A 6651-nucleotide genomic window follows, 5' to 3' on the forward strand; every position below is an offset into this window, starting at 1 on the left:
TCAGTCCGCCGTCAGGGAGCCCTTCACCAGGGCGAGCACGACGTCGGCCTCCTTCGCCGTGACGTGCGAGACGGTGACCAGCGCGACGCCGCCGGGAGCCTTGATGCCCAGCTGCCGCCCGACGACCGTCCGCCCCCCGAGCTCGAGGCGGTAGGACGACACCCGCCCGGGGCCGAAGGTGGTCGTGACGTCCTCGACCGACTCCACCGTGCCCCCGACCGCGGACATCGCGAGGCGCAGCTGGGCGGCGCTCGGCGGCTCCTCGACGGGGAGCAGCTGCACGTTGACGTTGGGCGCGAACCCGTCGACCGAGGGCCCGAACGCCGCGACGTCGATGGTCCGCGCCGCCGCCCGCACCTGCGACAGCGAGAGGTTGAGCTGCTCGGCCAGCCCGGCCAGGGCCTTCTCGTCCCCGGAGGACAGCAGCGTCGTCACATCGGTGACCTGCCACGACGTGGGCACGGCGAAGGTCATCCGCGAGCGCTGGGCCCGCACGAGGGTGGTGCCGGCCGGGGCCGTGCGCGAGGGGGCCGCCGCGGACGGGGACGGCGAGGCCGACGAGCCGGTCGCCGGCGCGCTCGAGGCCGACGTGGCCCGCCCCGTGGAGCCGGCCGGAGAGGCGTCGTCGGCCGCCCCGGAGCAGGCCGCGGCACCGGCGAGGAGCACGAGGGCGGCGGCGCGCGCGGCGCGGCCGCGCAGGGTCCCGGACATGCGCAGGACGGTAGCCGAGCACGGCCCCCGGCGACCCCCGATCGGCGGTTTCCGGGCCGGACGGCGAGGGCCCCGAGGAAGGCCGGTCAGCGCCGCTGGGAGGGCGGGGCGCGGGTGGGGAGTCACGAACTGGGGGGATAACCCCGGAAAACGGGCGCCACGGGCCTCCCAGCGGGTGATCTGTCGGCCCCGACCGGTAGGATGTGAGGCGACAGCGCGCCCCCGGGTGAACACTCGCCCAGGGGCGTGCGCCGTGAACCGCCCCCGCCACCGCGCGGTCGGCGTGCCGACGAAGGAGCCCCGTGGCCGACCAGCCCGACCCGACCCCCGACGTGCCCGCGACCCCCGAGCCGCAGGACCCCGTGGCCCCCGCGGCGGCGGCGCCCGACGGCCCGGCCTACGACGCCTCGGCGATCACCGTCCTCGAGGGTCTCGAGGCGGTCCGCAAGCGCCCCGGCATGTACATCGGCTCCACCGGCGAGCGCGGCCTGCACCACCTCGTCTGGGAGATCGTCGACAACGCCGTGGACGAGGCCCTCGCGGGCTACGCGGACACCGTCGACGTCATCCTCATGGAGGACGGCGCCGTGCGGGTCAAGGACAACGGGCGCGGCATCCCCACCGACATGCACCCCACCGAGGGCGTCAGCGCCGTCGAGCTCGTGCTCACCCAGCTGCACGCCGGCGGCAAGTTCGGCGGCGGCGGGTACAAGGTCTCCGGCGGTCTGCACGGCGTCGGCTCCTCGGTCGTCAACGCGCTCTCCACGCGCCTCGACGTCTGCGTGCGCCAGAAGGGCCACGCGCACCGGATGTCCTTCGACCACGGCGTCCCCACCGGCCCGCTCGAGCAGATGGAGGAGACCGACCGCACCGGCACCACCATCACCTTCTGGGCCAGCCCGGAGATCTTCGAGACCACCGAGTACGACTACGAGACCATCCGCGCGCGCTTCCAGCAGTACGCGTTCCTCAACAAGGGCCTGACCATCAACCTCGTCGACGAGCGGGTCCAGGCCGCCGCCGACGGCTCCCCCGACCTCGACGGCGTCGACGCCGACATCGCGGTCGTCGAGGACCACGAGGACGAGGAGGCCGGCGGCGAGGCCCGCACGGCCACCGCCCGCTCGGTCACGTACCGGTACGACAACGGCCTCGTCGACTACGTGAACCACCTGGTCTCCTCCAAGCGCACCGAGGCGGTGCACCCGGACGTCATCGCCATCGAGGTCGAGGACGAGGCGCGCAGCCTCTCCCTCGAGCTCGCGATGCAGTGGACCACCTCGTACTCCGAGTCGGTCCACACCTACGCGAACACCATCAACACCCACGAGGGCGGCACCCACGAGGAGGGCTTCCGCGCGGCGCTGACCAAGCTGGTCAACGACTTCGCGCGCAAGCAGAACCAGCTCAAGGAGAAGGACGACAACCTCACCGGCGACGACGTCCGCGAGGGCCTGACCGCCGTCATCAGCGTCAAGCTCGGCGAGCCGCAGTTCGAGGGCCAGACCAAGACCAAGCTCGGCAACTCCGAGGTCAAGGGCTTCGTCCAGCGGGCGATGACCGAGGAGTTCGGGGGATGGCTCGACAGCCACCCGAACGAGGGCAAGGAGATCGTCCGCAAGGCGATCCAGGCCGCGACGGCGCGCCTCGCCGCGCGCAAGGCCCGCGAGGCGACCCGCAAGCGGGTCCTCGAGTCCGGCGGCCTGCCCGGCAAGCTCCGCGACTGCCAGGCCAAGGACCCTGCGGTCTCCGAGGTCTTCATCGTCGAGGGCGACTCCGCCGGCGGCTCCGCGGTCCGCGGGCGCAACCCGTTCACCCAGGCGATCCTCCCGATCCGCGGCAAGATCCTCAACGTCGAGCGGGCCCGCCTCGACAAGGCGCTGGCCAACCAGGAGGTCCAGGCCCTCATCTCGGCGTTCGGCACCGGCATCGGTGAGGACTTCGACATCGAGAAGGCCAGGTACCACAAGATCGTGCTGATGGCCGACGCCGACGTCGACGGCATGCACATCCGCACGCTCCTGCTCACCCTGCTCTTCCGGTTCATGAAGCCGCTCATCGAGGCCGGGTACGTCTACCTCGCGCAGCCGCCGCTGTTCCGCATCAAGTGGAGCAACGCCCCGCACGAGTTCGCCTTCACCGACCGCGAGCGCGACGCCCTCCTCGCCGAGGGCCAGAGCAAGGGCCGGCGCATCCCCAAGGACAACCCGATCCAGCGCTACAAGGGTCTGGGCGAGATGGACTACCAGGAGCTGTGGGAGACCACGATGGACCCCGACCACCGGGTCCTGCTGCAGGTCACCCTCGACGACGCTGCCGCGGCCGACGAGATCTTCTCCGTGCTCATGGGCGAGGACGTCGAGAGCCGGCGCTCGTTCATCCAGCGCAACGCCCGCGACGTGCGCTTCCTGGACATCTGAGGATCAAGCGAGGAACGAGCGCTGACGAAGATGTCCCGACAACACAGTCTCGACATCTGCACGCCGGCCTCGCGCAGGACATCAGCTCGACCGCCTGAAAACCGAAGGACACCATGACTGACCAGCCCGTCGAGTTCGACCGCACGGAGCCGATCGACCTCAACACCGAGATGCAGCGCTCGTACATCGAGTACGCGATGTCGGTCATCGTCTCCCGCGCGCTGCCCGACGTCCGCGACGGCCTCAAGCCGGTGCACCGCCGCGTGCTCTACGCGATGTACGACGGCGGCTATCGCCCCGACCGCGGCTTCAACAAGTGCAGCCGCGTCGTCGGCGACGTCATGGGCCAGTACCACCCGCACGGCGACAGCGCGATCTACGACGCCCTCGTCCGGCTCGTCCAGGACTGGTCGCTGCGCTACCCGCTGGTCCAGGGCCAGGGCAACTTCGGCTCCCCCGGTGACGACCCGGCCGCCGCGCCGCGGTACACCGAGTGCCGGATGGCCCCGCTGTCGATGGAGATGGTCCGCGACATCGACCAGGAGACCGTCGACTTCAAGCCGAACTACGACGGCAAGACCCTCGAGCCCGAGGTCCTCCCCTCGCGCTTCCCGAACCTGCTCGTCAACGGCTCGGCCGGCATCGCCGTCGGCATGGCCACCCAGATCCCGCCGCACAACCTGCGCGAGGTCGCCGCCGCCGCCGAGTGGATGCTGCGCCACCCCGACGCGAGCCGCGAGGAGGCGCTGGCCGCCGTCATGCGCGAGATCCCCGGCCCGGACTTCCCCACCGGCGCGCTCATCATGGGCCACCGGGGGATCGACGACGCCTACCGCACCGGCCGCGGCTCGATCATCATGCGGGCGGTCGTCGAGGTCGAGGAGATCCAGGGCCGGCAGTGCCTCGTCGTCACCGAGCTGCCGTACCAGGTCAACCCGGACAGCCTCGCCCAGAAGATCGCCGAGCACGTCAAGGACGGCCGGCTCTCGGGCATCGCCGACATCCGGGACGAGACCTCGGGCCGCACCGGCCAGCGCCTCGTCATCGTGCTCAAGCGCGACGCCATCGCCAAGGTCGTGCTCAACAACCTCTACAAGCACACGCAGCTGCAGACGACGTTCGGCGCGAACATGCTCGCCCTCGTCGACGGCGTGCCGCGCACGCTGCCGATCGACGCCTTCATCCGGTACTGGTGCGAGCACCAGATCGACGTCATCCAGCGGCGCACGGCCTACCGGCTGCGCAAGGCCGAGGAGGAGATCCACATCCTCCGCGGCTACCTCAAGGCCCTCGACATGCTCGACGAGGTCATCGCGCTCATCCGCCGGTCGCCGACCGTCGAGGAGGCCCGCAACGGCCTCATCGACCTGCTCGAGATCGATGAGATCCAGGCGCGCGCCATCCTCGACCTCCAGCTGCGGCGCCTCGCGGCCCTGGAGCGGCAGAAGATCATCGACGACCACGACAAGCTGCAGGCGCAGATCGAGGACTTTAAGGACATCCTCGCGAAGCCCGAGCGGCAGCGCGACATCGTCTCCGAGGAGCTCGCCGGCATCGTCGAGAAGTTCGGCGACGAGCGCCGGACGACGATCATGCCCACCGACGGCGACATGTCGATGGAGGACCTCATCCCCGAGGAGGACGTGGTCGTCACCATCACCCGCGGCGGCTACGCCAAGCGCACCCGCGTCGACGCGTACCGCTCGCAGCGGCGCGGCGGCAAGGGCGTGCGCGGGGCGGCGCTGCGCGGTGAGGACATGGTCGACCACTTCTTCACGACCACCTCGCACCACTGGTTGCTCTTCTTCACCAACCTCGGCCGGGTCTACCGCGCCAAGGCCTACGAGCTGCCGGATGCCGGCCGCGACGGCAAGGGCCAGCACGTCGCGAACGTGATGGCCTTCCAGCCGGGCGAGGAGATCGCCCAGGTGCTGGCCATCCGCTCCTACGACGACGCCGCGTACCTGCTGCTCGCCACGCGCGCCGGCCTGGTCAAGAAGACCCGGCTCGGCGAGTACGACAGCCCCCGCACCGGCGGCCTCATCGCCATCAACCTCCGCGACGCCGACGAGCTGGTCGGGGTCGGGCTGGTCGACGAGCGCGACGACCTGCTGCTCGTCTCGCGCAAGGGGCAGTCGGTGCGCTTCCACGCCGACGACGCCACGCTGCGCCCGATGGGCCGCTCCACCTCCGGCGTCACCGGCATGAAGTTCCGCGACGGCGACGAGCTGCTCTCGATGTCGGTCGTGCGCGAGGGCGAGGACCCCGACGTGTTCGTCGTCTTCGAGTCCGGCCTGGCCAAGCGCTCGAAGGTCTCGGAGTGGAACGTCAAGGGCCGCGCGATCCTCGGTGTCGCCGTCGCCAAGCTGTCCGACAAGGGCGGTGACCTGGTCGGGGCGCTGACGGTCGACGAGGGCGACGAGGTGCTCGTCGTCTTCGAGAAGGGCAACATCGTCCGCTCGCGCGTCGACGAGGTGCGCCTCACCGGTCGCAACACGATGGGTGTGCAGTTCGCCAAGCCCGGCAAGAACGACGCGATCGTGGCCGTCACCCGCAACCCGGAGAAGGAGGTCGAGGAGGCGGTCGAGGAGGCCATCGAGGCCGCCGAGGCGTCCGAGGGCTCCACTGATGTCGCTGTCGAGGGTTCCGGTCCGAGTGCCGAGAGCGACGGAGCGGGAGTCGCAGACGCCGCCGCCGATGCCGTACCGTCGGACGAGCACGAGGACCGAGGAGGCAGTGAGTGAGCACCGCAGACAGCGCGGGGCGCCCCGCGCGCTCCTCGAACCCCGCCCGCCGTTCCGACTCCGGCGCCCTGCGCCGGGTCGCCGACTCGGGCCAGAGCACCCGCCCGGTCCCGACCGGCCGTGAGGCCGCGCCGGCCCGTCCGGCGGCCGCTGCCGCCGGGGGCTCGGCCGCGCCGCGTCCCGCGTCCTCGCGCCGGGTCCGGCTCACCGTCTCGCGCGTCGACCCGTGGTCGGCGATGAAGATCTCGTTCCTGCTGTCGGTGGCGCTCGGCATCGCGCTCGTCGTGGCGACGGTCGTCCTCTGGACGGTCCTCGACGCGATGGGCGTCTTCGACCAGGTCAACGGTGTGATCGGGCAGGTCATCCAGGACCAGGGCTCGAAGTTCGACATCCTCGACTTCATCGGCTTCACCCGCGTGGTGTCGCTCTCGATCGTCATCGCGGTCATCGACGTCATCCTCATCACCGCCATCGCGACGCTGTCGGCGTTCCTCTACAACGTCTCCTCCGCGCTCGTCGGTGGCGTGCAGCTGACCCTCACCGACGACTGAGGTCCTCCGGCCCGCGCGCTTAGCGGGTCGAGGTGACGCCGGGCCGTCTGGTGGTGCGTTCTCACCTCGACCGCGCGGCGCTGCCCATCGGTTCGAGGTATCCCGCCACCCTCTCGCGGTGGCCGAATACCTCGACTCCCAGTGGCGTGGACGGCGGGCGGGCTCGTTTTGGGGCGGTGGCGGGGCATCGGGTAACCTCGTGCATCGCGCCCCCGCACGGGGGCG

Annotated in this window: 4 protein-coding genes; 3 read left to right on the plus strand and 1 reads right to left on the minus strand. The window is 71.1% G+C overall.

Annotated features, from left to right (window positions below):
• Complete coding sequence (locus tag ACQZ2A_RS10110; protein ID WP_430210312.1) at positions 1-711, minus strand: hypothetical protein; 711 nt, start codon at positions 709-711, stop codon at positions 1-3.
• A gap of 302 nt (positions 712-1013) precedes the next feature.
• Between ACQZ2A_RS10110 and gyrB the strand changes: the two genes are divergently transcribed.
• The 3 genes from gyrB to ACQZ2A_RS10125 all read left to right on the plus strand — a co-directional run bounded on the left by gyrB (position 1014) and on the right by ACQZ2A_RS10125 (position 6426).
• A complete protein-coding gene (gene gyrB / locus ACQZ2A_RS10115) occupies positions 1014-3131 on the plus strand; it encodes a DNA topoisomerase (ATP-hydrolyzing) subunit B (RefSeq protein ID WP_430210314.1) in 2118 nt (705 codons plus the stop codon).
• A 113-nt stretch (positions 3132-3244) separates the two neighbouring features.
• A complete protein-coding gene (gyrA, locus tag ACQZ2A_RS10120; RefSeq protein ID WP_430210316.1) occupies positions 3245-5875 on the plus strand; it encodes a DNA gyrase subunit A in 2631 nt (876 codons plus the stop codon).
• Positions 5872-6426 carry a DUF3566 domain-containing protein gene (locus tag ACQZ2A_RS10125; protein WP_430210319.1) on the plus strand — a complete coding sequence of 185 codons (555 nt, stop codon included), beginning with the start codon at positions 5872-5874 and terminating at the stop codon, positions 6424-6426. The genes gyrA and ACQZ2A_RS10125 overlap by 4 nt, the downstream gene beginning before the upstream one ends.
• The last annotated feature ends 225 nt before the right edge of the window (positions 6427-6651 follow it).

The sequence above is a fragment of the Phycicoccus avicenniae genome (assembly GCF_050496545.1).
In the GTDB taxonomy this organism is placed as follows: Bacteria; Actinomycetota; Actinomycetes; order Actinomycetales; family Dermatophilaceae; genus Phycicoccus; species Phycicoccus avicenniae_A.